Origin of the sequence: Maribacter sp. (assembly GCF_039974175.1) — a bacterium.
Taxonomy (GTDB): Bacteria; Bacteroidota; Bacteroidia; order Flavobacteriales; family Flavobacteriaceae; genus Maribacter_C.
Genome location: NZ_JBDWJN010000003.1, coordinates 744,763 through 771,354, shown reverse-complemented (window position 1 = coordinate 771,354; position 26,592 = coordinate 744,763). Strand labels below are relative to the sequence as shown.

At 39.9% G+C, this 26,592-nt stretch carries 22 protein-coding genes; 9 read left to right on the top strand and 13 right to left on the bottom strand.

Annotated elements, in window-relative coordinates; all coding sequences use genetic code 11:
- A complete protein-coding gene (trpS, locus tag ABJN95_RS04460) occupies positions 1-969 on the bottom strand; it encodes a tryptophan--tRNA ligase (RefSeq protein ID WP_348368797.1) in 969 nt (322 codons plus the stop codon).
- Positions 970-1,034: 65 nt separating this feature from the next.
- Between trpS and ABJN95_RS04455 the strand changes: the two genes are divergently transcribed.
- Positions 1,035-1,772: a lysophospholipid acyltransferase family protein gene (locus ABJN95_RS04455; RefSeq protein WP_348368796.1), complete on the top strand. Its 738-nt coding sequence runs from the start codon at positions 1,035-1,037 to the stop codon at positions 1,770-1,772.
- Positions 1,773-1,919: 147 nt separating this feature from the next.
- On the opposite strand, the gene ABJN95_RS04450 is transcribed toward ABJN95_RS04455, so the two are convergent.
- From ABJN95_RS04450 to recA, 4 genes are all read right to left on the bottom strand, one after another.
- Positions 1,920-3,476: a hypothetical protein gene (locus ABJN95_RS04450; RefSeq protein ID WP_348368795.1), complete on the bottom strand. Its 1,557-nt coding sequence runs from the start codon at positions 3,474-3,476 to the stop codon at positions 1,920-1,922.
- A gap of 37 nt (positions 3,477-3,513) precedes the next feature.
- Positions 3,514-4,080, bottom strand: a complete 567-nt coding sequence (locus ABJN95_RS04445) for a sigma-70 family RNA polymerase sigma factor (protein ID WP_348368794.1) — start codon at positions 4,078-4,080, stop codon at positions 3,514-3,516.
- Positions 4,081-4,109: 29 nt separating this feature from the next.
- Positions 4,110-4,526 (bottom strand): hypothetical protein, encoded by a 417-nt coding sequence (locus tag ABJN95_RS04440; RefSeq protein ID WP_348368793.1) that lies wholly within the window; start codon positions 4,524-4,526, stop codon positions 4,110-4,112.
- Between the two features lie 85 nt (positions 4,527-4,611).
- Positions 4,612-5,616 (bottom strand): recombinase RecA, encoded by a 1,005-nt coding sequence (gene recA, locus ABJN95_RS04435; RefSeq protein ID WP_348368792.1) that lies wholly within the window; start codon positions 5,614-5,616, stop codon positions 4,612-4,614.
- A 477-nt stretch (positions 5,617-6,093) separates the two neighbouring features.
- On the opposite strand from recA, the gene ABJN95_RS04430 reads away from it, so the two are divergent.
- The 7 genes from ABJN95_RS04430 to ABJN95_RS04400 all read left to right on the top strand — a co-directional run bounded on the left by ABJN95_RS04430 (position 6,094) and on the right by ABJN95_RS04400 (position 14,007).
- Positions 6,094-7,125: a rhodanese-related sulfurtransferase gene (locus ABJN95_RS04430; RefSeq protein ID WP_348368791.1), complete on the top strand. Its 1,032-nt coding sequence runs from the start codon at positions 6,094-6,096 to the stop codon at positions 7,123-7,125.
- Positions 7,126-7,358: 233 nt separating this feature from the next.
- A complete protein-coding gene (gene ricT, locus ABJN95_RS04425) occupies positions 7,359-8,648 on the top strand; it encodes a regulatory iron-sulfur-containing complex subunit RicT (RefSeq protein ID WP_348368790.1) in 1,290 nt (429 codons plus the stop codon).
- Positions 8,641-9,126, top strand: coding sequence for a gliding motility lipoprotein GldH (locus ABJN95_RS04420; protein ID WP_348368789.1), 486 nt, complete (start codon positions 8,641-8,643; stop codon positions 9,124-9,126). The genes ricT and ABJN95_RS04420 overlap by 8 nt, the downstream gene beginning before the upstream one ends.
- Positions 9,127-9,130: 4 nt before the next feature.
- Complete coding sequence (locus tag ABJN95_RS04415) at positions 9,131-11,494, top strand: transglycosylase domain-containing protein (RefSeq protein WP_348368788.1); 2,364 nt, start codon at positions 9,131-9,133, stop codon at positions 11,492-11,494.
- 145 nt (positions 11,495-11,639) lie between these two features.
- Entirely contained in the window at positions 11,640-12,341 is a 702-nt protein-coding gene (locus ABJN95_RS04410; RefSeq protein ID WP_348368787.1) for a CoA transferase subunit A, read from the top strand.
- Positions 12,341-12,994: a CoA transferase subunit B gene (locus tag ABJN95_RS04405; protein ID WP_348368786.1), complete on the top strand. Its 654-nt coding sequence runs from the start codon at positions 12,341-12,343 to the stop codon at positions 12,992-12,994. The genes ABJN95_RS04410 and ABJN95_RS04405 overlap by 1 nt, the downstream gene beginning before the upstream one ends.
- Positions 12,995-13,476: 482 nt before the next feature.
- Entirely contained in the window at positions 13,477-14,007 is a 531-nt protein-coding gene (locus ABJN95_RS04400) for a GNAT family N-acetyltransferase (protein WP_348368785.1), read from the top strand.
- A gap of 32 nt (positions 14,008-14,039) precedes the next feature.
- On the opposite strand, the gene ABJN95_RS04395 is transcribed toward ABJN95_RS04400, so the two are convergent.
- Entirely contained in the window at positions 14,040-17,183 is a 3,144-nt protein-coding gene (locus tag ABJN95_RS04395; protein ID WP_348368784.1) for an Ig-like domain-containing protein, read from the bottom strand.
- Positions 17,184-17,587: 404 nt separating this feature from the next.
- Positions 17,588-18,310, bottom strand: a complete 723-nt coding sequence (locus ABJN95_RS04390) for an AraC family transcriptional regulator (RefSeq protein ID WP_348368783.1) — start codon at positions 18,308-18,310, stop codon at positions 17,588-17,590.
- A 523-nt stretch (positions 18,311-18,833) separates the two neighbouring features.
- Here ABJN95_RS04390 and ABJN95_RS04385 point away from each other — a divergent pair.
- The gene (locus ABJN95_RS04385; RefSeq protein ID WP_348368782.1) at positions 18,834-19,982 is read left to right on the top strand and encodes a serine hydrolase; all 1,149 of its coding nucleotides are present in this window, start codon (positions 18,834-18,836) and stop codon (positions 19,980-19,982) included.
- Here ABJN95_RS04385 and ABJN95_RS04380 read toward each other — a convergent pair.
- The 6 genes from ABJN95_RS04380 to ABJN95_RS04355 form a co-directional block, all read right to left on the bottom strand.
- A complete protein-coding gene (locus ABJN95_RS04380; protein ID WP_348368781.1) occupies positions 19,979-21,133 on the bottom strand; it encodes a methionine aminotransferase in 1,155 nt (384 codons plus the stop codon). The two genes, ABJN95_RS04385 and ABJN95_RS04380, sit on opposite strands and share 4 nt — an antisense overlap.
- 265 nt (positions 21,134-21,398) lie before the next feature.
- Entirely contained in the window at positions 21,399-22,145 is a 747-nt protein-coding gene (locus ABJN95_RS04375; protein ID WP_348368780.1) for a succinate dehydrogenase/fumarate reductase iron-sulfur subunit, read from the bottom strand.
- Between the two features lie 6 nt (positions 22,146-22,151).
- Entirely contained in the window at positions 22,152-24,155 is a 2,004-nt protein-coding gene (locus ABJN95_RS04370; RefSeq protein ID WP_348368779.1) for a fumarate reductase/succinate dehydrogenase flavoprotein subunit, read from the bottom strand.
- Between the two features lie 2 nt (positions 24,156-24,157).
- Positions 24,158-24,829: a succinate dehydrogenase cytochrome b subunit gene (locus ABJN95_RS04365; protein WP_348368778.1), complete on the bottom strand. Its 672-nt coding sequence runs from the start codon at positions 24,827-24,829 to the stop codon at positions 24,158-24,160.
- Between the two features lie 241 nt (positions 24,830-25,070).
- On the bottom strand, positions 25,071-25,787 hold the full coding sequence (locus ABJN95_RS04360; RefSeq protein ID WP_348368777.1) for a hypothetical protein: 717 nt from the start codon (positions 25,785-25,787) through the stop codon (positions 25,071-25,073).
- 69 nt (positions 25,788-25,856) lie between these two features.
- Entirely contained in the window at positions 25,857-26,414 is a 558-nt protein-coding gene (locus tag ABJN95_RS04355; protein ID WP_348368776.1) for a hypothetical protein, read from the bottom strand.
- Positions 26,415-26,592 lie beyond the last annotated feature (178 nt).

Below are 26,592 nucleotides of genomic sequence, written 5' to 3'. Positions count from 1 at the left end.
TTAGTACCCAACTTTATTGCGCACCCTTTCTAGTACTTCGGCAGCAGTTTTCTTAGCTTTTTCTGCACCGAGATGTAGTGCCTCATCAACCTCATTGAGGTTGTTCATATAGTAGTCATACTTTTCTCGAGCCTCACCAAATTGTTCAAGAATTACCTCATAAAGCGCTTGTTTGGCATGCCCGTAACCGTAATTGCCTTGTCGGTAATTTGCACGCATTTTAGTAATTTGATCTTCCGAGGCCAGTATACTATATAGGGCAAAGGTAGTATCTGTATCTGGGTTTTTCGGATCTTCCATAGCAGTGCTGTCGGAGACAATGCCCATGAGTTGCTTCCGCAATTTCTTATCTGATTGAAAAAGGTTGATCAGATTTCCTTTGCTTTTGCTCATTTTTGCCCCATCGGTTCCGGGTATGTACATGGTTTCTTTTTGAACTTCAGCTTCCGGCAAAATGAAAGTCTCTCCCAATTGCGCATGAAAACGCGAGGCAACATCACGTGTCATCTCTAAATGCTGTAGTTGGTCTTTTCCGACTGGAACAATATTGGCGTCGTATAAAAGAATATCCGCCGCCATAAGCATAGGATAGCTGAAAAGGCCCGCATTGACATCTTCCAAACGATCGGCTTTGTCTTTAAAAGAATGCGCTAGTGTCAAACGCTGATACGGAAAAAAACAGCTCAAATACCACGCTAGCTCAGTTACCTGAGGCACGTCACTTTGACGGTAGAAAACGGTTTTATCGATATCGAGACCAAAGGCTAGCCAAGTAGCGGCTGTGGCGTAGGTATTGTGTCGGAGTTCTTCCCCATTTTTTATTTGGGTGAGTGAATGCATATCTGCAATAAAAAGATAGGATTCGTTTTTGGGATCTTGAGCCATTTGGATAGCGGGCATAATTGCTCCTAATATATTTCCCAAGTGTGGCACGCCCGTACTTTGTATGCCTGTTAAGATTCTTGCCATTGGTTTTGTCGTCAAAGAGGACAAAGGTAAAACAAATACCAAAAAATGGCGTTACTTTTGAAATCATGATTACTTTACTTAAAAACCTTGGCCATGTCTTATACCGCATTTGGTTTTATGTTTTAGTGGCGGTTCCCATTTTCCTTTTTTTTCCGTTTTTATTGATTGCTACACTTTCAGAAAAGTGGTATCCGCAGTTTTTTTGGTTAGCGAGAAATCTTTGGGCAGCACCAATTTTGTACGGTATGGGTTGCCCTCCAAAGATTGTAAGAGAACAAAAACTAGAAGCTGATAAAAGTTATATGCTAGTAGCTAACCATACGAGTATGTTAGATATTATGTTAATGCTAAGAGTCAGTAGGAATCCTTTCGTATTTGTTGGTAAGAAAGAGTTGTCGAAAATTCCCGTTTTCGGATTTTTCTACAAAAGAGTTTGTATAATGGTAGACCGAGATAATACAAGAAGTCGTACAGGGGTATATCGAAGAGCACAGCGAAGGTTAAACAAAGGGTTGAGTATCTGTATTTTTCCTGAAGGTGGCGTACCAGAAGAACATATTGTATTAGATTCTTTTAAAGATGGGGCCTTTAAAATGGCCATTGCACACAATATTCCTGTGGTTCCTATGACCTTTTACGATAGCAAGAATCGTTTTTCTTTTACTTTTTTGAGTGGTAGCCCTGGCAAGCTGCGAGCGAAAGTTCATAGTTTTTTTGAAACCGGACTTTTAGATGAAGACGACAAGGGAACGCTTCGCGAAGAAGTTAGGGAGGTTATCTTAAATGAATTAACAGAAAAATAAACGCCCTGAAATTTGTTACAGGGCGCTTAACACCATTGATTGAACAATGGATAACCAACCAACTTTGTTTGCTCTGAACTTGCTTCAGAGTCTAGATCGAATACCATTAGATTTAATAATTCGACAAGAATCTGAACCGCATTTAGATTAAAACTTAAAGCTTAAACCACTATAAACACCAACTGAAAAAGGATTAAATGTTCCATCAGTTTCCGAGAAGGTGTTGAGCTGATATTTAAAAACCGGTTCTATATTTAATTGTACTTTCGGAGTAAATTTGTAATTCACACCAAAGCCTACATTGGTGCTGAAATTTACAGCGTTCACATTGTTTGCCTCACCCATTTCAGTAGTTAGCTCCCCGGAGTTCAGTGAAATGGAATTGTCAACCAAGAACAAGGAACTTATGCCACCGATTAGATTGATGCCAAACCTATTGTCGACAAGGGCATAGTTTAATTCAACAGGCACTTCTAAGTACCCAAACTGTTGTTCCATAGTACCCTCTCGAGCCGCACTTGCCGCAGAAACTTCTGATGAAGTGTCAAGAAACGGATTTTGGTTTAGGGTTTCGATTCTTGAATTGACTTTGCTGCTGACCACTAAATTCTTTGAAGTCAGTGTATAATCAATATTGTCGATTTGACCACTCGTAGCATTTTCCAAAGAAGAAGAAAACGCGACGTCATTCGTACGATATCCGTAATCTACCTTATGTACGCCCGATCTAATGCTAAGTTTTTTGCTCACCTCATAGGCAACTGAAAGACCATAGCTGAGGTTTACATCTCCTGATTTGCTATTCGGCACGAAAATAGAATGTACTGGAGATCCTTCACCCATAGCGCTAAAATAAACAGGAGCTATACTTGGCCCTGCAGACCATTTGCTTCCAGAATTTTTAGCTACAACCTCTTCTTGCTGTTGCTCAGAGATCGCATCAAAAATGGACTTCTTTTTGTTCTCCTCAGGATTAGCTTCGGAAGTTTCTTTCTTATCTGCCATTGCAATCGTTTTTTCGCTAGAGGTATCTATCTCATCTACTATAGAATCATCTTTGGTATTCCCGTATGCCACAGGCAACTTGTTTTCCAATTCGGTACTTGAGGCATCTGATTCGGCAATCGCTTTTTCACCATCAAAACTATCAAGGTTTTTATGAGACGCTGTATGCTCATTTTTTTCAGTGGCTTTCTCAAATTCGGCAGGGTCTGAATTTGCAACTTGAACATCCAAAACATTTTGATTCTGAATCCGCTCCTTTTCAGATGACCCTTGACCCTTATCCGATGTCAAACCTTCTTTGAAATTGGTATTCGTATTGGCAACCCGATCGACCCGAGCTTCTTCTTGTTGGTCAGAAACTGTTTCCTGCGGACTAAGGACGATTTGATTTTCCTTGGAGTTTTGATTTTCGAATGTGTTATCTGTATTGTTTTCCTGGGTTGTGTTTTTCGTACTACTATTTACATCTGTTACGATTGGGGTATTTACAGCCTTATCGTCAAAAGGATTAATAAGCATTAGGGCTACAAGCAAAATGGCGGCCACCCCACCTAGTTTCCACCAAATAGGGATTAGCTTACGAGACTTTTTCTTTTTGTCTAACGAAGTTTCAATAGCCTGCCAGACCTTGTCATCGGGAATTTCCGAGAAGTCTTTTAGTTTCTCTTGAAACAGTTTGTCTAAATTCTTTTTAACCATTGTATTAGGTCTTTATTTTTGATGTTTTTTTCATTGATCAAATCAAATCTTTCACAAGAAATATGATAAGACCAATGATGGCTTTTGTTTGTTCGTTTTCGATTTTTTCCTTTAATATCATTCGCGCGCGCGCAAGATTTGACTTAGATGTTCCCGTTGATGTTCCTAATTGCTCACTGATTTCTTTGTGAGAATAACCATCTAGAACATACATATTAAAGGTTAATCGATATTTATTTGGTAGTTCTTGAATATACTGTAGAAGGGTCTGGAGATTGATATCTGCATATCCTGAGTCTACCTCAACATCTTCCTGGGTATTTTCAGTAACTACGTTTAAATGTTCTTCTTTCCTGTATTTCTGTAAAACGGTATTCACCGTAATACGTTTCATCCATCCTTCAAAAGACCCTTTGCCACTATATTGACCTATTTTGTCAAAAATGGTTATAAAACTGTCATGCAAGTTGTCTTCTGCCTCGGTTTTGTTCCGCGAGTACTTTAGGCTAATGCCAAACAATATAGGTGCATACTTTCTATAGAGCTTAGCTTGTGCCTTTCTATCCCCTTTCTTACAATGGTCTATGAGCTTATCTAGACTCAAAAGTTGTTGGTTAGGTTATGGTGAAAGTCTTATATGACAGGTACTTCCACCTCAAAATACTGTTGTTCGCCATTTGCGTTTTCACCCTGCCAGAAGCGAAAAACATAGGTTTGAAAATGCTGTACTTCAAAACCGAAGGTAGCGACGCCTTCCGTTTGAGTTTCATCACAGGTCTCTTGGTCTGTACGCTTGGTACCTATTACCACTACATTTCGAATGGTAACATCCTTGGGCGTAACGTCGAAACCACTAAAACTAGTACAAGCATCTGGTTTATTATACGTTACACGAATTTGATAGGTCTGATTCAAACTGAAAAATTCGGGCAAATCAGCACTCACAATTTGCAAGGGCACAAAATGAAAATTTGGCGCATCATCATTGATACAAGAATTCATCAGCAACACAGCCGCTGCAAATAAAAATCTGAAAAAGGACTTCTTCATCAGCAAATAATTGTGCTATTAAGATGTGCCTAACGCCCAATGGTTGCGTTTTAAGAAAGAAAAAGTGGAGGGGTGGGCCTTAAACTTATTTTAAGGCGTGAATAGCCTCTCGTATTTTAGCATCCAGTTCATCAAACAGTTCAGGATTGTCAAGTAATAACGATTTTACTGCATCACGCCCTTGCCCCAATTTAGTATCTCCATAACTAAACCAAGAACCGCTTTTCTTGATGATCTCGTATTCCACACCCAAGTCGATAATTTCCCCGGCTTTGGAAATTCCTTCGCCATACATAATATCGAACTCGGTGGTTCTAAAAGGGGGAGCTACCTTATTCTTAACCACTTTTACACGGGTTTTGTTACCTTGAACCCCACCGTCTGTATCTTTTATTTGAGTAGATCTTCTAATATCCAGACGAACCGACGCGTAGAATTTGAGTGCATTACCGCCAGTAGTTGTTTCTGGATTGCCGAACATCACCCCTATCTTTTCACGCAATTGATTGATAAAGATAACGGTACAATGTGTTTTGCTTATTGAACCGGTCAATTTTCGCAAAGCCTGCGACATTAAACGTGCATGGAGCCCCATTTTTGAATCTCCCATTTCACCTTCAATTTCACTTTTAGGTGTCAAAGCCGCAACGGAATCTATAACAACAATATCAATGGCTCCTGATCGAATTAAATTATCCGCGATTTCTAATCCTTGTTCCCCATTATCAGGTTGAGAAATAATTAGATTGTCGATGTCAACACCCAATTTTTCAGCATAAAATCGATCAAATGCGTGTTCCGCGTCAATAAAAGCAGCGATACCACCTTGTTTCTGAGCTTCAGCAATCGCATGCAAAGTCAATGTGGTCTTACCGGAAGATTCTGGACCGTAAATTTCGATAACTCTTCCTCGCGGATAGCCTCCTACGCCCAATGCGATATCCAAACCTAAAGAACCTGATGGAATGACCTCGACATCTTCAATCACACTATCTCCCATTTTCATGACAGCACCTTTTCCGTAGGTTTTGTCTAGTTTGTCAAGGGTTAATTTTAGGGCTTTTAGTTTGGCATCTTTCTCAGAACTCATAGTTTTCTCGTTTAATAAGGAAGGCTAAATTACCATTTCTTTTTGCATATCCCAATCAGTGACGCAACCTTTTTGTAAAAGCGACATCTATTTGGAAAAAGCTGCTATTTCTATTAAAGAATATCTATTGTTTTGAACGGCAATGGGCAATGGTGGCCACTTCCTTTTTGGTATTTTGAAGCTGCTATGAAGAAGAAAAAAATGGAACGGCCGTAAAAGAGTCTCGATATCTCGAGGCTCTTTTTTTTATCTTAACTATTGGTTTTCTTTCACTTCTTACCGCAAGGGACATTTAATTGCAAAAAATTCCGCTGCTAAGATCTTTTTTAGGTTTGGGGCATAGTATAATATTTCTCTTATGGCGCATTAGCCCCAAAACCTGATCGCTGTCCACCGTCAATTTCCAATTTATCCTTATTTTTGCCATCACGATAAACATCGGAGATACCATTCTTTAACTTAAACTATTCGTATAGCATGCAACTGTACAATACACTAAGTGCGAAGGAAAGAGCCGCGCTTATTAAAGAAGCTGGGCAAGAACGCCTTACGATCTCTTTCTACGCCTATGCACATATCGGTAACCCACCTATATTTAGAAATCACCTTTTTATTCATTGGAATGAGCTCGATGTATTGGGTCGCATCTATGTCGCGCATGAGGGAATAAATGCACAATTGTCCGTTCCAGCTGAAAATTTCGCGGCCTTTAAAGCGCATTTAGACAGCATTTCTTTTTTGGAAAATGTACGTCTGAACATTGCCATCGAACAAGATAATCTGTCTTTTCTAAAGTTGAAAGTAAAGGTGCGCAAGAAGATTGTCGCTGACGGCTTGAACGATGCTTCCTTCGACGTGACCAATAAAGGCATTCATGTTGGCGCTGAGCAATTCAATGAATTGATTGAAGATCCCGATACGGTTTTGGTTGATATGCGCAACCATTATGAAAGTGAAATAGGTCATTTTAAAAATGCGATTACACCCGATGTAGATACTTTTCGTGACTCCCTAGATATTATTGAAAAAGACTTGGCCGACCATAAGGAAGATAAAAAGTTGGTGATGTACTGTACTGGTGGAATTCGCTGTGAAAAAGCAAGTGCCTATTACAAACACAAAGGCTTCAAACAAGTCTATCAGCTTGAAGGGGGTATTATTGAATACGCGCGACAGGTAGAAAAGAAGAATTTGGAAAACAAATTTAAAGGCAAGAATTTTGTGTTTGACCACAGAAGGGGTGAACGTATTTCTAACGAGGTTATAGCCCAATGCCATCAATGTGGAAAGCCTTGTGACACTCATGAAAATTGTGCTAACGAAGCTTGTCATTTGCTATTCATTCAATGCGAGGAATGTGCTGAGAAAATGAACAATTGTTGTTCTTCAGAATGTAAAGAAATTCATAACCTGCCCTATCACGAGCAAAAGGCATTGCGAAAAGGTAAAGTAGTAAGCAACAAAATATTCAAAAAAGGAAGATCAGCGGTTTTGAAGTTTAAAAAGTAAACAGTATTCAGCTGCCGTTGGCATAAAAACTACTTGCCAAAAAAGAGAGGCTACTGTCATCTCTTATTTTCTTTAAATGCGAGTGCTATAAACCTGCTGAAGAAACTTGCTGCCATCCCAGTACTTTCTTCCCACCACAATTTGTACTATCTTTACTTTTAAGTTTAGTATGAACCTTTTTTGGTCGAATTTTTCCCCTGAAAAACAAAATTCACCAAACCAAGATATAAAATATGGGTTGTAGCAGTTGTTCGACCAGTACGAACGGGCAACCACGTGGATGCAAGAATAATGGCACTTGTGGTACGGATGGTTGTAATAAATTAACAGTTTTTGACTGGCTTTCCAATATGTCGCTACCAAATGGAGAGAAACCATTTGACTGTGTAGAAGTACGATTTAAAAATAGTAGAAAAGACTTTTTTAGAAATACTGAAAACCTTTCATTATCTATAGGTGATGTGATTGCCACACAGGCACAATCTGGGCATGATATCGGAATGGTTACCCTAACAGGAGAACTTGTAAAAGTTCAAATGAAACGCAAAAAAGTTGACTTCAACGATGCCGAAATCCATAAAGTTTATCGCAAGGCTTCTCAAAAAGATATAGACGTTTGGCAAAAATGTCGCGATCGTGAAGAGGAAATTAAAAAGCGCGCCCGAGAGATTGCCATTATTCTAAAGCTCCAAATGAAAATATCGGATGTTGAGTTTCAAGGAGATGGCTCAAAGGCAACCTTTTATTATACTGCGGAGGAACGCGTAGACTTTCGTCAGTTGATAAAGGATATGGCGAAAGCCTTTGGCATCCGTATAGAAATGCGCCAAATCGGCTACCGACAAGAAGCACAACGTTTGGGTGGTATTGGCTCCTGTGGAAGAGAACTATGCTGCTCTACTTGGCTCACCGATTTTAGATCGGTTAGTACGTCTGCAGCCCGTTATCAACAGTTGTCTCTCAATCCTCAAAAATTAGCAGGTCAATGTGGGAAACTCAAATGTTGTTTGAACTATGAGCTCGATGTGTATTTGGATGCTCTGAAAGATTTCCCTCCGCAAGATACCAAACTCTTTACCGAAAAGGGATTGGCTTTTTGTCAAAAAACGGATATTTTTAAGGAGAAACTTTGGTTTTCTTATAAGGAGGACCCCGCCAATTGGCATGTGCTTTCCCCCGAACAAGTAAAGGAGATTCAAGAAAAGAATAAGAAAAAAGAGAAGGTCACAAGTCTTGAGGAATACGCTATCGAAAACTTGGTGGAAATAGAAGAACGGGTAGTCTTTGAAAATGTGGTAGGCCAAGATAGTTTGACCCGTTTTGACAAGCCTAAACGGAGCAAGAACAATCGCAATCGCAATCGGAATAAAAAACGTAAGGCCGGAGATGGAGGAAATAACCAAAAGCAAGGCCAGAAACGAAATCGCAACAAGCGCAACCAAAGCTCAGGGAATAACAAAAACAACCAAAGAAATAGTAATAAAAATGCCAACCGTTCGAAAAGACGCCCTAAAAATGCCTAAGACTTTAGTTGTTTTTCTGCTTTTTGTTGGTTTGGCCTCCTGCGGAGATGGCCTTGTAAAATCAGAATTTCAGTCTACCGAGAACGGCATATGGTCAAAAGATAATAGCATTGAATTTACCTTTTCGGAAATGGATACGCTTCAAGATTATGATATGTTCATCAATGTCAGAAATGACAATTCCTTTCCATATAACAATCTTTTTTTAATAGCAAAACTTGAATTTCCCGATGGGGAAAGTGTTACTGATACGCTGGAGTATGAGATGGCTTTGCCAGATGGCACATGGTTGGGCAAAGGCTACGGTAGTATCAAAGAAAATAAATTATGGTATAAAGAAAACATCGTTTTTGCCTCTTCAGACGTATATACCTTACGTATTTCCCATGCCATGAGAAAGAATGGTGATGTAAACGGAGTGATAAATTTAGAGGGAATTACCGATGTGGGTTTCGAAATCATAAAAAACAATCAATAAGCATATGGCAAAGGCCGTAAAGAAAGCTACCCGAAAAACGAGCGAAAAAAATAAACCTTCCTATTTTAAGTTCATAAAATGGTTCTGGATTTTGTTTGGTATCGGAGCACTATCTGTTGCACTTTTATTTTTATCAGCATCATGGGGTTGGTTAGGACCTTTACCCAGCTATGAAGCACTAGAAAACCCGCAGACCAATCTAGCTTCACAAATTATCTCTTCTGATGACGAGCTATTAGGAAAGTTTTATTTAGATGATAATCGCACTGATGTTCCGTATGAAGCACTTCCACAGAACCTAGTTGATGCCTTAGTGGCCAGCGAAGATGTTCGCTTTTATGAACATTCGGGGATTGACTGGTTTGGAACACTACGAGCACTTTCTTACTTAGGGAAACGAGGTGGTGGAAGTACGATCACACAACAATTGGCCGGCCAAATTTATGTGGGTACTAAATCAAGAAAACCAATTCAAAGAATAATTCAAAAGGCTAAAGAATACGTAATATCTACGCAATTAGAACGTAGGTATACCAAAGAAGAAATCATCAAAATGTATCTTAATATTTACGATTTTGGTAACAATGCTGATGGTATTCGATCTGCGTCTCGAATATACTTCGGTAAAGAACCCAAACAATTGAAAGTTGAAGAATCAGCTATGCTGGTTGGGATGTTACAAAATTCGTCCTTGTTCAATCCGCTGCGACGCCTCGAAAGAACAGAGAAAAAAAGAAATCTCGTAATTGGCCAATTAGCGAAATACAACTACATAACACCAAAGGAAAAAGATTCGCTTCAGGCTTTAAAAATTAATTTGAATTATAACCCTGAATCGCATAGAGATGGCTTGGCTACCTATTTTAGAATGTACACCCAACGTTTTATGAACGACTGGATATCTAAAAACCCAAAACCGGCTTTGGAAGGCGAACGAGATCGGTGGAATCTTTACCTAGATGGCTTAAAAATATACACTACAATCGATTCTCGAATGCAAGCCAATGCAGAAGAAGCGGTTGCTATGCATATGGAGAAATTACAAGCGGAATTTTTTAACCAGAACACTCCAGAGCGTAATAGAACTGCTCCTTTTGTAGATTTGGAAAAGAGCGAGATTGATAAAATAATGGAGCGGGCTGTCAAAGCATCTGAGCGCTGGCGTAAAATGAAAGCTGCGGGGAAATCGGAAACAGAGATTCGCGAATCTTTTACCAAGAAAACAGAAATGACCGTTTTTGATTGGAATAGCGAAACTCGTGAAAAAGATACTATTCTTACCCCAATGGATTCCATTCGGTATTATAAAACTTTCTTACGTACTGCTATGATGTCAATGGAACCACAAACAGGTCATGTAAAAGCATGGGTCGGTGGGGTTGATTACAAACACTTTCAATATGACAATGTATTTCAGGGAACGCGACAAGCCGGTTCGACTTTTAAACCTTTTGTTTATGCCGCTGCCATTGACCAATTGCGTTTGTCACCTTGCGATACCTTGCCCGATACACAGTATTGTATTGAAGCGAACAAACATGGTAATCTTGAGCCTTGGTGCCCAGAGAATTCAAGTAATAAATATTCTGGTAAGGCGTATACCCTAAAGAATGCCTTGGCAAATTCTAAGAATACCATAACGGCACAATTAATTGACAAGGTGGGGCCAAAATCTGTGGTCTCCATTGCAAGTAATGCAGGAATTAAACGTGATATACTCGAAGTGCCTTCAATTGCATTAGGAACCGTCGATATGAATGTTTATGACATGGTAGGTGCCTATGGCATGTTTGCAAATCAAGGGGTATATGTAAAGCCGGTTATGGTCACCCGTATCGAAGATAAAAACGGCACCGTTCTTTATGAATATGTACCAGAGACCAAAGATGTGTTAAGTAAAGAAGTGAGCTATGCTATGGTTGATTTGATGAAAGGGGTTACTGAAGGCGGATCGGGTACCAGACTTAGACATAACTACCAAAAAAACACCACGGTTTATAAAGAAATTATTACGGGATACCCATATGAGTTAACTAATCCAATTGCAGGAAAGACAGGAACTACTCAAAATCAAAGTGATGGTTGGTTTATGGGGATGGTTCCAAATTTGGTTACTGGCGTTTGGGTAGGGGGTGAGGAACGGTCCGTACACTTTAAAAGTATTACATATGGTCAAGGAGCTGCTATGGCATTACCGATTTGGGGTATTTATATGAAGAAAAACTATGAGAACAAAGATCTAGGTATTTCAGAAGGTGCTTTTCCAAAACCTTCAGGAATGTCGATCAACCTTGATTGTGATAAGATTAAAGAAGATGCTAAGAAGAATGCCGACCCCGATGATGATTTGGATGATATCAGCTTTTAATAGGGGTTAAACTTCCCCTTGAAACCTTAAAAACACCCTGAACTTTATTTAGAATGTTCAGGGTGTTTTTGTTGATATCAATCGAATTAAAAGCTGTAAATTAGTGTACTATATAAGATAGAATTTTGATTTAATAGGTGCACCAATGATTCGAAAGAAAGTAGCCAATGTAAAAGAGGCTTTACAAGGAGTTGCCAACGGAATGACTTTTATGCTTGGAGGTTTTGGCTTGTGTGGTATTCCAGAAAATGCGATAGCCGAGCTTGTTGAAATGGGCGTCAAAGACATTAGTTGTATTTCCAATAATGCAGGTGTCGATGATTTCGGTCTCGGACTACTACTTCAGAAAAGGCAAATCAAAAAAATGATATCGTCATATGTTGGAGAGAATGACGAGTTCGAACGCCAAATGTTGAGCGGTGAGTTAGAGGTTGAACTTACGCCTCAAGGTACCTTAGCTGAAAAGTGTAGGGCGGCTCAGGCTGGTTTTCCTGCTTTTTATACTCCTGCCGGATACGGTACAGAGGTTGCCGAAGGAAAGGAAACACGTGAGTTTAACGGCAAAATGTATGTATTGGAAACTGCCTATAAGGCGGACTTTTCTTTTGTTAAAGCATGGAAAGGAGATGAAGCCGGCAATCTTATCTTTAAGGGAACCGCACGCAATTTCAACCCGTGTATGTGTGGCGCTGCAAAGATAACGGTGGCAGAGGTAGAAGAATTGGTTCCTGCTGGTACATTGAACCCCAATGAAATTCATGTGCCTGGCATATTTGTGCAACGAATTTTTCAAGGAGAACACTATGAGAAGCGAATCGAGCAACGTACGGTAAGACAAAGAGACTAATGTTAGATAAGAACGGAATAGCAAAACGAATTGCGAAAGAAGTAAAAAACGGCTACTATGTCAACCTAGGTATAGGCATACCAACGCTAGTTGCCAATTTTGTACGTGATGATATTGAAGTTGAATTCCAAAGTGAAAATGGGGTACTGGGCATGGGCCCTTTTCCCTTCGAAGGAGATGAAGATGCAGATATAATTAATGCAGGAAAACAAACCATTACGACACTACCCGGAGCTTCTTTTTTTGATTCCGCAACCAGTTTCGGAATGATTCGGGGTCAGCATGTTGATCTTACAATTTTGGGAGCTATGGAGGTCGCCGAGAACGGCGATATCGCCAATTGGAAGATTCCTGGTAAGATGGTTAAAGGTATGGGAGGGGCGATGGATTTGGTAGCATCTGCAGAAAATATTATTGTGGCCATGATGCATACCAATCGAGCTGGTGCATCCAAGTTGCTTAAAAAATGTTCTTTGCCTTTAACAGGAGTGGGTTGTGTTAAGAAAATTGTTACAAATCTGGCAGTTTTAGAAGTCACCCCTGACGGATTTCGATTGTTAGAACGCGCTCCTGGGGTTAGCGTGGAAGATATTCAGAACGCCACTGAAGGTAAGTTGATTATCGACAGTGCTATTCCAGAAATGCAGTTATAATACGATATTGCGCTTGCAGTTAATCGAATAAATCCGCACTTGATGTTATTCACAACATTTTAGAGACACTTTACAACAATAGTTTCGCCTTATTTGCGTTTCATACTACCTTTAACTCGTATTCAAGCAATGAATGTGTCCGCAAATCACTCATCTGAAAAGATGATTAATTTTTAAACCTACAACTATGGAAGCCCAAATGAATGTACCTACGCAAAAAGAAATTCAAGTGTATAAAAATGATTTTTTTAGTGGCATTATTATGTTAACACGCAAACTATTTATGTTATAGGTTCTAAACCCAAAGATTTTTAAAAGAGCAGCTTCCCCAAAGGCTGCTTTTTTTTATGGTCATTACTTTTAAGACCGAAATCACTGCTTCGAATCTCAATGCATTCTCAATGGGCATAGACCAAGTCACTTTCTAACTTGTATTATAATGACAAAGCCTTTACATTTAAAGCGTATTGAGAATAATTGATATGCATCTTCGCTTCCAAAAATGTACGCTTTCCGATATAGACCAATTGGTAGAAATTTCACGAACAACTTTTGTCAATTCCTTTGAAAAGGATAATGACCCAGAAGACTTTAAAAATTATATCGATGCAGCTTTTGCAAAAGATACTATTGCCCATCAACTCAAGAATGTTCATTCAGTATTTTATTTTGTTTTTATCGATGAGCTACTCGTTGGGTATTTCAAGTTGAACATAAACGACGCACAGACCGATATTAAATCTGAAGAATCTATGGAATTGGAACGCATTTATGTCCGCCAAGACTTTCAAGGTCGGCAAATAGGAAAACAGATGTTGCTCGAAGCTGTTGCCTTAGCAAGGCAACTGAACAAAACCTATCTGTGGTTGGGTGTTTGGGAAAAGAATACAGCTGCGATTCGATTCTACCAGAAACACGGTTTTATAAAGTTTGGAACGCACCCATACTATATTGGCAAAGACGAACAAACCGACTGGCTATTGCGGTTTGAATTAAAAAAGCCTCTTCAGTGATGAAGAGGCTTACTATTTTTTAAGAAATTCGACTATTCTTTAACAAGTTTCAAATACTCATTGTTTCCGACTATAGAGGAAAGCCTAATAATATAAACACCTTTCTCAATATCTGCGGTCAAAATAGGCAACTCTATCTGATTTGGGTGGATATTGCCCTTTTTAATCAATGAACCGTTGATACTGTAAAGCTGAAATTCTGTATACAGAGATTTCTCTGGCAATAGAATGCTCGTTTGAGAAATACTGGGATTTCGCGACAGCCGAGCGGTTTCTATAGGTGGTTGTTCATGATTCTCGATACCTGTTGTATTTACAACTAGGGAGGTTCCTTGAATTTTTTGTGCTATCAGGTTATCAAATAGAGAATAACCTGTATTGCTGCTTCCCACATTTGGGTACAGCCAGATACGCAGTTGGGAGGTTCCGCTAGGTATGGTGATCTCTTCTGAATGTGAGGTCCACCCCTGATTTTGGGGATAGGGGTGGTTAATCAGATACGGGTCACCTGGTACGTTGGTGGCCACTATAAACCTAGGGTTTCCATTATCACCGTTAGCGTCTAGGCTAAAAAGTATTTTATCTCCTGCACTTAGGTTGTTGCTGGCCAGGTCAATGGTTTTTTGAAATCTCGCCCAATCATCACCTGTTTCGTTTTTTTGCACTTTAAGTGCGCAATCTGACCCATTAGTGTTGTTGGAGATTCCTTCGATGGTTTTGGATCCGTTCCATGAGAGCGTTGACCACTGTGAGAGGCTGATCGAAGTGTCTTCGTTAGGCAGGTCGTCAAGGCAACTTGGGGTTACGGAAATACTGCTAGTATCGATAAACCCACCATCATTTGTTGTTGCAGTGATTGTGGAGTTTCCGGCTGCGATGGCGGTTACGATTCCACTTGCATCGACTGCTGCGATGTTGTTGTCACTACTAGACCAGGTCACTGTCTGGTCAGTGGCGTTCGCTGGCAATATCGAAAAAATTATGTTTTCCGTTTCACCCACTTCGAGTGTAGCACTCTCTGGGGTTAGCGAGATACTTTCCACGTCTACGATTGTTTTATTTATTCTAAGTTCCGTAATGCTGTTCCATAGATTACCTTGTGAGTTTCCATGTCCGAGATATCGAATATACCGCGCTGTCTGCATTGGAAAGTTGAAATCCTCAAGGGAAAGTGAGGAGCCCCCACTTTGTACCCCTGTTAGTATGTTGACCCAGGTTGTGGTATCATCGGATATTTGAATATCGAAAGTACTTATTCTTTGGTCTCCGACATAAAAAGCGATTTGCACTTGATTGAACTGCATTGAACTACCTAGGTCGAATTGTGCCCATTCACCATCACCCTCAGCGCTCCATCTGGTGTTTAGGTCGTTGTCCATCAGGTTACATGGTACGTTGCCGTCGTGCTGGCTGACTAAGATTTCTGTTGGTGCAATACCACTTGGCGGATTTGGGTTATTACAGATGAAAGTATTGTTACTTTGAGTATCTTGATATGCTCCCAACGAGCTACCGGCAGCACGGTAAGGCGTAACAATTCCTAGGCCTTCTAATGGACTTCCCGCTTGCAATCTTAGATCAAAAGCCCCTTCATTCGCGTATAGGGGTGAATATGTGGAGATATTATTAGCCGTACTACCTTCCGAAGTAGGGCTAAAACTTCCTGAAAAATTAGTTGTTTCAAAATTGAAATCGGTAGGGTATTTGACGCCGTTAAAAAATTGATTGGTAGGAGTCGGGATACCATCAATTATGCAATTTGTAAAATTCCAATTATTAGTGGCACGTCTTGGGACAGCAAAATATTTAAAATTGTAAAAAGTACAATTCCAGAAATATACGTCGTTCGATGGCCATGCCAATGGGTGTCCTCCTGGAGCGTTGCCAAATTCTAAAAGTTGATGGTCACTTTGAGTCATTATAAATGAACAGTTGTCAAAATCAGCTCTACGGGTTCCCGTTTCTTCGGCACTACCATTATATACTATCTCATCCGTTCCATAGGTGGTAACACCACAATTAGTAAATTCTATATTTCTGAATTCGTTGTCTTTGGATGCATTGGTAAGTAATGCCCCAGATTTGCGGAAATAGTCGTTCCTTGTTCCGTTGTTGGTAATACTAAAGAATCCCGGGATAGCACTAATAGTACCGTCCCTAAAAATGTTGTCGTAAGTCTCAGGACTTTGTAATTCAATCCTAGCTCCAATCATTTCGAAATTATAAACATCGTTGTTAAAACAATGGTACTGGGTAAACGGCGATTTTTCGAAAAGTGCGCTGTTATTTGGGTTTGTGCTTGAATTAATGGGTTTTAGCGTAAAACCGTGCTCGCTTTTATTATCTGAATTAGGTGTTTCTATCTTAAAATCATAAAATTGATTGTTTTGATTTCCATTTCCTAAGAGCACGGGGTAGTCCGTATCGTTGTGACTATTGCCTCCGGTTATTACAAAGAAGTTCCTAATTGTCCCATTACGAGAATATCGAAACGAAATGTTTTCAGCCCCTGCATCTGAAACCGTGATATAGCTATATTCAAAATCCGTGGCATTGATACTAAGGAATCCTCGACCCGAATACCCGTTAAAATCTCCATTCGGTATAGATGTGTTATGATTTCCAGCTTCTACAGACAATACGTTCGAAACTTTGACACCTACAACTGGATTTACATTTTCCATAGTACCTCCTTGTACTTTTAGACCAACTTCAAAATATTTGAATTGAAAATTGCTGATTGAAACGTAATCTCCTTGAATTTCTATTCCAATTCCGGTCCCTACATTATTTGTTCTACTATCTACTAATGTTGGACCTTCAGTTGCATTAACGCCATAAGGATAGCTCGTATCAAAAGTGCTACCCCTTAAGCTCGCTGAAGGAGTTATGTCACCCGGAACGTTTTTATAACCTATAATTTGTATTCTGGAAGAAGAAGTGCCATTGTCATCTACAACTAGGTTTTTCTCACCATAATTTCCAGCTTTTACATAAACAATATCACCAGCGGTCAAAGTCTGTATAAACTCAATGTTTTTGGCAGTCGCCTCACTTAGCCCATCATTCGACGAACTGCCGCTTGTAGTAATGTAGTATTGTTGTCCAAACAGTGGTGAGGATGTAAACAAAAATAGGTTTAAAAGACATATTGAATAAAAGTAAATTTTTATCATGATTATAAGTTTTGATTGTTAAATATGTAAGAAAGATATGAATTTTTTGAAGTAAAAGTAAAGGTAATTTTTAGCATCACTCACTACCTACGAATGTTTGAAATAGTTTTAATACGTAGTAATATCTTAGCGAAATTTTCCTTTTCCGATTTAGAAAAAGATAGACTTAAGAATGATTCTTGGTTTTATAAAGTTTGGAACGCACCCATACTATATTGCAAAGACGAACAAACCGACTGGCTATTGCGGTTTGAATTAAAAAAGCCTCTTCAGTGATGAAGAGGCTTATAATGGTTAGTGTAAAAGTACTAAAATTGCGTCAAGGTGCTTAAAGAGTCTTTCCTAAAAAGTGTTGCAAAAGTACTCAGCTAGAGCCGTTTAAAGGTTCTGTATTTATAGGAAGTCTAAGATACAGGACGTATTTCTTGACTTTTAATGTATGCCGATGGTGTTTGCCCTGTAAACTTTTTAAAGGCCGTATAGAAGTTCGATTTGGATTTAAAACCGCATTCCAGCCCAATTGACTCAATAGTATAGTTTTCAAATTGATTTTCTATCAACATCTTCTTTGAAGCTTCTATTCTCAACTTATTGATATAATCATTGAAACTTTGGTCGCTATTTGAATTGATCAATTGAGATAAGTATCCTGGACTAATACCAAATTTTTCAGCTATTTCGGAGAGATTTAGGTTTCTATCTAAATAGCGGCGCTCATCGATGATATAAACATGTATTTTTTGATAGGTATTTACCCCATTTTTGGAAACGGAATTCGACGGACTTCTGAGCTCGCCCCGCTGGGTAGATCTATAGACGCCCACATAACCCACATAATAGCCTACAAATGATACCAGCAGAAAAATGGTGTAGACCAACCATGTGTGATCTATGTTAAATTGAATCAACGAAATGGTGGTGGAAAGCCCCACTGTAATGATCACAATAAAAAATACCACGATGGTCGTATACCACTTTTGCTCTCCATATTTTTTTTTCGCTTCCTTTTTACTTAATTCTGCATTGTTTTGAAGCATTTTATAAATTAGATACAGTACGACACCATTAAACAAGAAAGAGGCAAAATTGGTGTATAACAAGACGCCTGGGACGTAGTAATCAGGCATTGCGGAAATTGACATTTTGCCATAATTGTAAAAGAAATGTACAAGGTGTAATACGGCAACAATAATAAATGGTATCAGTAAGCAGCTTTGCGTGAACACTCTTGCTTTTTTTCTAATAACGATCTCGTGAACATGCAAAAAGAACATCGGCATTATCAACCATTGAAAAGGAGGATACAGTTTCCTAATCACACTACTTTCCGACAAAAACCCCATATCGATTAGAATATGCTGTATGTTGCTCAACGCTATAAAAACTACCAATAGCCCTAGAAAAATATTGCTTCTAAGCCTAAATTTTTTTCTAAAAAATATGATGAACGCGAAAACCAGCCCTTGAATAGAACCAAGAATGATGAGCAGTTGAAAAATATTTAGGTCAAAGGTGATCAATGGAACTTAAAATTTGTTTGGTAAGCAACCCTCCGCGTTTAATTTCTCGAACACCGAAGACTGAATAATGGTCTGGTTTTAGATTCTAAATATATAATATAACTTTAGCTAACCTAAAATATATACAAAAATGACTTATAAAATAGTTTTATTGTTGTGTTGCGTAAATTTTGCTGCAGCTCAAACCAAGTACTACTTCCCAGAACCTAATGCAATATGGCAAGAAAAACTTCCTGAAGACTTCAAGATAAATACAGAGGGAATTCAAGAAGCGGTTGGCTTTGCAGAAGAAAATGAATATTCGGGTTCACGCGATTTGCGTATTGCTATTTTAAAAGGCTTTGAACGAGAGCCCTTTCATGAAATTCTCGGCCCTACTAAAAAGCGTGGCGGTCCGGCGGGAATGATTTTGAAGAACGGCTATATTATTGCCCAATGGGGTGACACAAAACGTGTTGACATGACCTTTAGTGTTACCAAAAGCTTTTTGTCTACCATGGCCGGTTTAGCAGAAGACAAGGGTCTTATCGCCAGTACAAATGATAAGGCTATTGATTATCTATGGGATGGTACTTTTGATGGAGCACACAATTCAAAAATCACCTGGGAGCATCTATTGCAACAAAATTCAGCCTGGTCTGGAACATTGTGGGGAGGCAAAGATTGGGCAGACAGACCTCCTCGCGAAGGCGGAATTGACGATTGGAAATTGGAAAAGCCCAAAGAGCCTGGTACTGTCATGGAATACAATGACGTTCGCGTAAATGTACTGGCATATTCACTTACTCATGTTTGGCGCAAACCAATGCCTTTAGTGCTCAAGGAATATGTGATGGATAAAATAGGAGCTTCCACAACCTGGCGCTGGCACGGCTATGAAAACGCCTGGACAGAGATAGATGGTCTCCAAATGAAATCGGTAACTGGTGGCGGACATTCTGGTGCTGGACTTTTCATTAGTGCCGAAGACATGGCGCGCTTCGGATTACTTTTCTTAAGCAACGGCAAATGGAAAGACCACCAAATTATAAGCGAAAGCTGGATTAAAAAAGCGATTACACCTTCAAAACCTAATGTGAACTACGGTTATATGTGGTGGCTCAATAAAAAAGGGAACCGCCATTGGGAAGGCCTGTCGGAGAACATCTATTACGCTGCAGGCTTTGGAGGTAACTTTATCGTAATTGATAAAGAAAATGATCTGGTCGTGGTAACACGCTGGCTAGAACCCAGTAAAATTGGCACATTTATGAAGTTAGTGAATGAAACGCTGAATTAAATTTTACTTAGAATTTCTGTTGCTTTTTCTAAGGTCTCATTCTTTTTTGCGAAACAAAAGCGCAACATTTTGTAGTCAAGTTGATCTTCATTGAAAACAGAAATGGGAATACTTGCCACCCCATATTCTATGGTTAGCCTTTTGGCAAGATCCACATCGTTCTCATCGGTAATCTTTGAATAATCGAGGAGTTGAAAATAGGTTCCTTGGGAGGGTGTAAAGGAGAATCGAGAATCTTTGACTCCATCAAGAAATAAGTCACGTTTTTTTTGAAAAAAGGCGTTTAACGCCAAGTATTTATCTGGAATTTTGAGGTATTCCGTCAAGGCTCTTTGCATAGGATGGCTTACGCTGAATACGTTAAATTCGTGTATTTTTTGAATTTCTTGCATCAATTCCTGAGGGGCAACACAATATCCCATTTTCCAGCCCGTGGTGTGAAATGTTTTTCCGAAAGAGGCACAAATAATACTTCTAGCGCGCAATTCATGGTATCTCGCCACACTCTCATGCTCCAATCCATCGAAAACAATATGTTCATAAGCTTCATCACTCAGCAAAATAATATCTGTGTCGCGAAGAGCGTTTTGCAATGCATGCATGTCTCCCTTAGAAAAAACAGTACCACTTGGATTGTGGGGCGAATTGATAATAACCATACGTGTTCTGGGCGTTATCTTGCTTCGGAAAGCCGCCCAATCAATTTGAAAGTCTTTATTTTTTAATTGTACAAAGACAGGAACCCCCCCATTGGCTAAAATCGCGGGTTCATAGCAGTCATATGCTGGTTTAAATACGATCACCTCGTCTCCCTCGCGTACAAACGCACTAACAGAAGAGTAAATGGCTTCCGTAGCGCCTGAGGTAACGGTAATCTCAGATTCAGGGTGGTACGAGGCCCCATAGAGCGATTCGATTTTTTGTGCAATAGCTTCCCTAAATGAATAGGTACCCGCCATGGGTGCATATTGATTATGTCCTTTTAGCATTGCCTCCGCAACCAAGTCTACCAGCATAGGATCCGTATCGAAATCGGGAAATCCTTGAGAGATATTGATAGCCTTATGTTTAGCCGCTAAGCTGCTCATTATGGTAAATATAGAAGTGGGCAGGTCGGGTAATTTAGACCGAAAGTTGTTTGTTAATGCCATTTGTACGATTGTAACATATCAAAAGTAAACAATTTGAACCTTTACCGACGGGACTTAAAGATAAGATGGTTGTTTAAAAAGCAGTACATCAGAGGCGCTAAGAAAACAAAATAACTGCCTCTTCGCAAGGTTTTTAAAAGGTTAGCTGTTTTGCTAGTGTTCTTATACGTTTTTAACAGGCCTTCTTTTTAGACGTATTCAAAACACAAAAATCCCAAACTCCGCTATCAGAATTTGGGATTTGTTATTTGCAATTTATATACTGTTATCCTTTCAAACTCGCACCGTAATACTCCCGATTCATACGTGCAATATTTTCAAGTGAAATTCCCTTAGGACATTCTACTTCGCATGCTCCCGTATTGGTACAGTTTCCAAAACCTTCCAAATCCATTTGCCGAACCATATTTTGTACCCGTTCTGTGGCTTCTACTTGCCCTTGGGGCAGTAATGCATATTGAGACACCTTTGCCGATGTAAAGAGCATAGCACTAGCATTTTTACAGGCTGCAACGCAGGCTCCACATCCGATACAGGTAGCTGCATCCATGGCTTCGTCAGCAGCATGTTTATCTATAGGAATGGCATTAGCATCTTGGGTGTTACCAGACGTATTTACGGAAATATAACCGCCGGCTTGTTGAATACGATCGAAAGCTCCTCTGTCTATCATTAAATCCTTAATCACTGGAAATGCCTTCGCACGAAAGGGCTCAATTACTATCGTATCTCCATCATTGAACTTGCGCATGTGCAATTGACAAGTGGTAACAAAGCGGTCAGGGCCATGAGGTTCTCCATTTATCATCAATGAACACGATCCGCAAATACCTTCACGGCAGTCATGATCAAAAACTACAGGTTCATCACCCTTGTTGATCAACTGCTCGTTGAGAATGTCAAGCATCTCCAAAAAAGACATGTCGCCTTCCACTCCTTTCAAAGTGTAATCGACCATTTGCCCTTTACTTTCGGCATCTTTTTGACGCCATATTTTTAGATTTAACTTCATAGCATTTTATTTGTAAGAACGTGTCTTCAATTCAATATTATCATAAACCAACTCTTCTTTGTGAAGAACAGCATCTTTAGGCTCACCTTTGTATTCCCAGGCAGAAACAAATTTGAAATTCTCATCATCTCGCATGGCCTCTCCTTCGGGAGTTTGATATTCTTCCCTAAAATGCCCTCCACAAGACTCATTTCTCGTAAGTGCATCTTTGGCAAACAATTCGCCTAGTTCTAGAAAATCTGCTACACGACCTGCTTTCTCAAGCTCTGGGTTCATACTATCAGTAGTACCCGGAATATTGACATTTTCCCAGAAATCAGCGCGTAAAGCCGAAATCTCATCGATAGCTTCTTGAAGTTCTTTGGCATTTCTACTCATGCCACATTTGTTCCACATTATTTTACCAAGCTTTTTATGGTAGTAATCTACCGAATTTATACCGTTAGCCTCCATAAGTTTAGCCATACGATCTCTGACTTCTTTTTCCGCTGCTTCAAATTCTGGTGTGTCTGTCGCGATGGTTCCTGTTCGTATATCATCAGACAGGTAATCTCCTATGGTATAGGGGAGAACAAAATATCCATCCGCCAAACCTTGCATCAGCGCAGAAGCTCCTAAGCGGTTGGCACCATGATCACTGAAGTTGGCTTCCCCGGCAGAATAACATCCAGGTATGGTAGTCTGCAAATTATAATCAACCCAAAGTCCGCCCATGGTGTAATGCACCGCGGGATAAATCATCATTGGCGTTTTGTACGGATTCTCATCTACAATCTTTTCGTACATCTGGAAGAGGTTACCGTATTTGGCCTCAATAACTTCTTCACCCAGTGTCCTAATCACTTTATCATCGGCATTTTTCATTCCGGAAGTCAAGGCTTTTTCTTTTCCATAACGCATGATAGCTGCAGCGAAATCTAAGTAAACGGCCTCGCCTGTTTTATTAACACCGAAACCTGCATCACAACGTTCTTTTGCTGCTCTTGAAGCCACATCTCTTGGAACTAAATTTCCAAAGGCAGGATATCTTCTTTCCAAGTAATAATCTCGTTCTCCTTCGCCCAACTGAGTAGGTTTCAATTTTCCTTCACGTATAGCTTGGGCATCTTCCAAACGTTTGGGTACCCAGATACGACCATCGTTTCGCAAAGATTCTGACATCAACGTCAACTTCGATTGATGGTCTCCAGAAACCGGAATACAGGTAGGGTGAATTTGTGTATAACACGGATTGGCAAAGAACGCCCCTCTTCGATGAGCGCGCCAAGCTGCCATTACATTACTTCCCATAGCATTGGTTGATAGAAAGAATACGTTTCCGTAGCCCCCTGTAGCCAAAACAACCGCGTGAGCCGAATGGCGTTCAATTGCTCCAGTTACCAAATTACGAGCGATAATACCTCTTGCCTTTCCATCAACCTTTACCAAATCCATCATTTCATGACGATTGAAGGGCTGTATTTTACCTCTGTTGATTTGGCGGTTCATAGCGGAATAAGCACCTAACAACAATTGTTGCCCCGTTTGACCCTTTGCGTAGAACGTTCTAGAAACCAAAACACCGCCGAAAGACCGGTTATCTAAAAGACCGCCATATTCTCGGGCAAATGGAACCCCTTGGGCGACGCATTGGTCAATAATATTACCCGACACTTCTGCCAAGCGATATACGTTTGCCTCACGTGAGCGATAATCACCTCCTTTGACCGTATCATAGAATAGGCGATAATTGCTATCACCATCTCCCTGATAGTTTTTTGCAGCATTGATTCCACCTTGTGCTGCAATGGAATGTGCACGTCTTGGTGAATCTTGATAACAGAAGGTCTTCACATTATAGCCCAATTCTGCCAAAGTGGCTGCTGCAGCCCCACCGGCTAAACCAGTGCCTACAACGATAATATCAATGTTTCGCTTGTTGGCTGGGTTGACTAAGTCAATATGATTTTTATGATTGGTCCACTTGTCGGCCAATGGCCCCGCTGGAACTTTTGAATCCAATATGCCCATACTTAATGTGTTATTGGGTTAAGGTGATGATATATGGCGATAATTATAAATCCTAGGGGGATTGCAATTGCATATATCTTGGTAAATGTTTTAATAGCTGCAGAATATTTGTTGTTTACACCCATAGTCTGAAAGGAGGAAGCAAAACCATGTAGTAAGTGTAAGGCTAACAACACAAAGGAGATGATGTACAAAACGGTTCTCCAAATAGGCTCGAATTTATGCACCGTCTCTTCGTGGTATCTCGTAGCATCTTCAGGATTGCTTTCGATATACTTATACGCCATTTCAGGCAACCAAAAATCATAGAAATGAAGTCCGAGAAAAGCCAAGACAACCGCTCCTGATATGATCATATTTCTAGAAATCCAAGAGGCATTCGCACTACCTTTAAAGCTTGCGTACTTAACGGCGCCTCTCGCAGCCCGATTTTGAAGTTCAAGTACAAAGCCCATCACAAAGTGAACGATGACCCCAGCAATCAAAATAGGTTGAAGAAGATATTGCACTAGCGGATTGTAACCCATAAAATGGGACCACGAATTAAAAGTCTCGGGAGCGATAACGGAGGTTACATTTATTACAAAATGCTGGCCTAAAAAGAAAACTAGAAAAAGACCCGATAAGGCCATGACTACTTTTCGGGCAAGTGAAGATTTTATCAATGCACTCATTAGTTGTTTATTTAGCATTACAAAAATACTGTAGAACCGAGTTATTAACAAACTTTGAAGGGCTTTAGTATGTTATTTGGAAGGAATTTAAGCAAACGATTGGGTTTGTTGAATCAATTCATGAATAGCGATAAAATTGGAGATTAAGGTTTAAACAAAAAGCTCCTGATAACTCAGGAGCTTTTATACATTTGGGACAAAAGATAAAGCTGGAGCGAAAGACTAATTTTATGATTTCAGCTTATTCAGGAATATTAAAATGCGCTATGATTTCCTTATAACTCATTTTCGTATAGTCTAAGGCGCTAGTCTTAGATCCAATGTTGCCAGGGCCATTGGAAGCAGGCACTCCTCCAGGGATAAGCACATAACGATATTCTCCGAAAACGGTTCCGCCAATATTGGAGCCATCGCCCGACATAACACGAATTTGTAGTAATCCGACATTTTCAACTCGGTGATAATAAGACTCGTTAACAGTAGGGATATATACTGGCAGAGGTAGTACATCTGGATCGCCAGTGGTCTTACCATAAGCCAAAATAACGCCCTTATCAATGATCTCTTGAGTCAATTTCGGCGCATCTATGTCAAAATCTTGAACGTTATCGGCAATATTTGCTGGAAAACCAGAATCTATCCAATCTGAATAGATGACATTCGCTGTGCCCGTATCACCCTGCTCACCTTGAGGCCCTGAGTCTCCCTGCGGCCCTGCCGGTCCTTGCTCCCCTTGCGGTCCCGCTGGTCCTTGTGCACCCTGTTCGCCTTGAGGGCCAGGAACGCCCAAAGCTTCACCATCTTGACCCGCTGGTCCTTCAGGTCCGGGGATACCTTGTTCGCCCATAGGGCCTTGTGGACCAATAGGCCCTTCAACTCCATCGTCTGTGCAAGCTATAAAAAGACTTGCAATCATAACGATACTCATTAAACGATTTGTAAAGTTCATTGTTTTCATTGTACTCTGTTTTAAAAATTAAATATTGTGTAAATCCGAATGAATCGGATTTTCCTTAGGATGCGTTGACTAATAATCTCTAATTCTAGTATTGTGTGCACCAAAAACCACCGATAGGTCTTTGGTAATATTGTTTGACCTTCCAGATTCACCTCCATAATCTTCTAAAGTGAACCTGAAAGTCCCATCGGAGACCACATCTCCCTGAGTAGTAAAGGTGCCAGTGATAATACTTCCTGATAGAGGATCGTTTGGCTGGCCGTGCCATTCTAGGGAGGTCGAACCCGTCAATTCTGAAAAGTTCCATTCACCGTGTAATTCAGGGTCAACCTCCATGCTGCCAGAGTGAACAGTATACCAGCCCATATAATCCATACCGCCTTCATCGTTACCGTAAAATGTGAATTGGTAGGTTACCCCTATTTTTAACATTAAGGTGATGTTATTGAAATTGGTATTTTGGGTGAAGGTGTGGTCAAATCCATCGCCGATAAGCCTGAAGGAGAACGTAGGTGGGTCAGAATCTTCAGGAGGTACCTCAACTACGCAGCTCTGTAACGCAACCATTAAAAATGCCAGAAATGGCATAGCAACAATTCTTTTGATCGTACTTCTTCTAGTTTTCATTATGCTATCTTTTAAATATTAATCGATACAAACCTAGAAGCGATTTGACTGTAGGCTGTCCTGAATATTTAAGAATGAAAGAATCAGGACGTAATTTAAACCACTGATTTACAGATATATATGCACTTTTTTTGTTGTTTGTAATAGAATGTCAACCGTACATCATTGATTTATTACC

What these genes read in the sequence shown, in the direction of transcription:
- trpS (WP_348368797.1), bottom strand. Translation starts at nt 969, where the DNA reads ATGGCAAGAATCTTAACAGGCATACAAAGTACGGGCGTGCCACACTTG.
- ABJN95_RS04455 (WP_348368796.1), top strand. Translation starts at nt 1,035, where the DNA reads ATGATTACTTTACTTAAAAACCTTGGCCATGTCTTATACCGCATTTGG.
- ABJN95_RS04450 (WP_348368795.1), bottom strand. Translation starts at nt 3,476, where the DNA reads ATGGTTAAAAAGAATTTAGACAAACTGTTTCAAGAGAAACTAAAAGAC.
- ABJN95_RS04440 (WP_348368793.1), bottom strand. Translation starts at nt 4,526, where the DNA reads ATGAAGAAGTCCTTTTTCAGATTTTTATTTGCAGCGGCTGTGTTGCTG.
- recA (WP_348368792.1), bottom strand. Translation starts at nt 5,616, where the DNA reads ATGAGTTCTGAGAAAGATGCCAAACTAAAAGCCCTAAAATTAACCCTT.
- ABJN95_RS04430 (WP_348368791.1), top strand. Translation starts at nt 6,094, where the DNA reads ATGCAACTGTACAATACACTAAGTGCGAAGGAAAGAGCCGCGCTTATT.
- ricT (WP_348368790.1), top strand. Translation starts at nt 7,359, where the DNA reads ATGGGTTGTAGCAGTTGTTCGACCAGTACGAACGGGCAACCACGTGGA.
- ABJN95_RS04420 (WP_348368789.1), top strand. Translation starts at nt 8,641, where the DNA reads ATGCCTAAGACTTTAGTTGTTTTTCTGCTTTTTGTTGGTTTGGCCTCC.
- ABJN95_RS04415 (WP_348368788.1), top strand. Translation starts at nt 9,131, where the DNA reads ATGGCAAAGGCCGTAAAGAAAGCTACCCGAAAAACGAGCGAAAAAAAT.
- ABJN95_RS04410 (WP_348368787.1), top strand. Translation starts at nt 11,640, where the DNA reads ATGATTCGAAAGAAAGTAGCCAATGTAAAAGAGGCTTTACAAGGAGTT.
- ABJN95_RS04405 (WP_348368786.1), top strand. Translation starts at nt 12,341, where the DNA reads ATGTTAGATAAGAACGGAATAGCAAAACGAATTGCGAAAGAAGTAAAA.
- ABJN95_RS04400 (WP_348368785.1), top strand. Translation starts at nt 13,477, where the DNA reads ATGCATCTTCGCTTCCAAAAATGTACGCTTTCCGATATAGACCAATTG.
- ABJN95_RS04395 (WP_348368784.1), bottom strand. Translation starts at nt 17,183, where the DNA reads ATGATAAAAATTTACTTTTATTCAATATGTCTTTTAAACCTATTTTTG.
- ABJN95_RS04390 (WP_348368783.1), bottom strand. Translation starts at nt 18,310, where the DNA reads ATGCCTGATTACTACGTCCCAGGCGTCTTGTTATACACCAATTTTGCC.
- ABJN95_RS04385 (WP_348368782.1), top strand. Translation starts at nt 18,834, where the DNA reads ATGACTTATAAAATAGTTTTATTGTTGTGTTGCGTAAATTTTGCTGCA.
- ABJN95_RS04380 (WP_348368781.1), bottom strand. Translation starts at nt 21,133, where the DNA reads ATGGCATTAACAAACAACTTTCGGTCTAAATTACCCGACCTGCCCACT.
- ABJN95_RS04375 (WP_348368780.1), bottom strand. Translation starts at nt 22,145, where the DNA reads ATGAAGTTAAATCTAAAAATATGGCGTCAAAAAGATGCCGAAAGTAAA.
- ABJN95_RS04370 (WP_348368779.1), bottom strand. Translation starts at nt 24,155, where the DNA reads ATGGGCATATTGGATTCAAAAGTTCCAGCGGGGCCATTGGCCGACAAG.
- ABJN95_RS04365 (WP_348368778.1), bottom strand. Translation starts at nt 24,829, where the DNA reads ATGAGTGCATTGATAAAATCTTCACTTGCCCGAAAAGTAGTCATGGCC.
- ABJN95_RS04360 (WP_348368777.1), bottom strand. Translation starts at nt 25,787, where the DNA reads ATGAAAACAATGAACTTTACAAATCGTTTAATGAGTATCGTTATGATT.
- ABJN95_RS04355 (WP_348368776.1), bottom strand. Translation starts at nt 26,414, where the DNA reads ATGAAAACTAGAAGAAGTACGATCAAAAGAATTGTTGCTATGCCATTT.